This window comes from Plantactinospora sp. B5E13, from assembly GCF_039871775.1.
Classification (GTDB): domain Bacteria; phylum Actinomycetota; class Actinomycetes; order Mycobacteriales; family Micromonosporaceae; genus Plantactinospora.
Genome location: NZ_JBDPLT010000100.1, coordinates 1 through 2,146, shown reverse-complemented (window position 1 = coordinate 2,146; position 2,146 = coordinate 1). Strand labels below are relative to the sequence as shown.

At 62.4% G+C, this 2,146-nt stretch carries 1 protein-coding gene; it reads right to left on the bottom strand.

Annotated features, from left to right (window positions below; translation table 11 throughout):
- Window positions 1-2,146 (bottom strand): amino acid adenylation domain-containing protein (locus tag ABGB05_RS36820; protein WP_347658659.1); only part of this gene is annotated, 2,146 nt, incomplete at both ends.

The window sequence follows — 2,146 nt, the reverse complement described above, 5'->3', positions numbered from 1 at the left end:
CCTGGAGGGAGTTGCCGCCGAGGTCGAAGAAGTTGTCGTCGGTGCTGATCGGGTTGGTGGTGGTCAGGATGGTGGTGAAGATGTCGGTGATCTGTTGTTCGGTCGGGGTCGTGGGTGGGGTGACGGTCCGGTTGACCGGGGTCGTGGTGTCGGGAACGGGCAGGGCTTTGCGGTCGACCTTGCCGGAGACGGCCAGTGGGAGACTGTCGAGGATCACCCAGGCCGACGGGATCATGTACGGGGGCAGGTCAGCGGCGAGATGGGTACGTAGTTCACTGACCGTCGGCGCGGGCGGGGTGCAGGCGAGGTAGGCGACGAGTCGCTTGTCACCCGGGGTGTCCTCCCGGAGCATGACCACGGCCTGGGCCACGTTCGGATGGGTCGCCAGGACCGCCTCGATCTCCTCCAACTCGATCCGCAGACCACGAAGTTTGACCTGCATGTCGATCCGACCCAGGAACTCCAACTGCCGGTCCGCCGTCCACCGCACCAGGTCCCCGGACCGGTAGACCCGACCCGTGGCCCGGAACGGATCCGGCACGAACTTCTCCGCGGTCAACTCCGGCGCGTTCAGATAACCCCGCGCCAGACCCTCGTCCCCACCGATCAACAACTCACCCGGAACCCCGACCGGACACGGATGCCCGAACCGGTCCACCACATACAACCGGCGATGCGCCAACGGCCGACCAATCGGCGGCGACGACCGCCACACCACCGGCTCACACTCATACATCGTGCAACCGATCGTCGTCTCCGTCGGACCGTAACCATTGATGAACCGACGCCCATCCACATTCCACCGATTCACCAGATCACCAGAAAACGCCTCCCCACCCACCAACACATACTTCAGATCCGGATACGGCTCCGCGTCCACCAACGTCAACATCGCCGGCGGCGCACCCACATACGTACACCGCTCCCGACGAATCAACTCCGACAACGCCTCCGGCGACATCAACGTCTCACGCGGCGCCAACACCAACGCCGCCCCCGTCGTCAACGCCGAAAAAATCTCCGCCTCCGACAAGTCGAACACCAACGACGCATACTGCAACAACCGATCCCCCGGCCCCAGACCAAACGCCGCCGTAAACGACGCCAAATACAACATCAACGCCCGATGCTCAATCAACACACCCTTCGGCCGACCCGTCGAACCCGACGTATACAACACATACGCCAACGAGTCACCATCCGCCCACTCCTCCCACACCACCGGAACAGGCACCGACTCCAACACCGACCACTCCGTATCCACACACACCATCCGCCACCCATCCGGAACCGGCAAAAACCCGACCAGATCCGAATGCGTCAACACCACCCGCGCACCCGTGTCCCGAACAATAAACTCCAACCGGTTCACCGGATTACCCGTATCCAAAACAGTGAACGCCGCCCCCGCCTTCAACACACCCAACAACACCGCCAAAACATCAAACCCACGATCCAACGCCACCGCCACCACATCCTGATGACCCACCCCCACCGACCTCAACCACCGCGCCACCACATCCGACCGCTCCGCCAACTCCCCATACGTCAACTCCCGACCACCGAAAACCGCCGCCACCCCACCCGGAAAACGCCCCGCCACCTCACCAAACACCACATGAACCGGAACCCGCCGATAATCCAACCCCGGCCCACACCCCACCCCCAACAACTCCTCCCACTCCCCACCCGACACCAACGACACCTCCGACACCCGCACCCCACCATCCCCCACCACCCGCTCCAACACCCGCCACACATGACCCACCAACCCCTCCACCCGCCACCGATCAAACAAATCCGTCGCATACTCCACCTGCACCCGCAACTCGTCATCAAACTCGGTGAACGTACACGACAAATCAAACCGCGACCGCTCCAAACGCGGGGTAATCGTCTCCACCGACACCCCCGGCAACTCCAAACCACCACCCGCCGTCCCACCACTCAACAACTGCATACCCACCTGGAACAACGGATTACGACTCGCATCACGAACCGGCGCCACCCGATCAACCACCTTCTCGAACGGCACCTCATTGTCATACGCACCCAACGTCACATCACGAACCCGCCCCAACAACTCCACAAACGACGGATCCCCCGAAAGATCCGTCCGCAACACCACCAGATTCGTGAAATAACC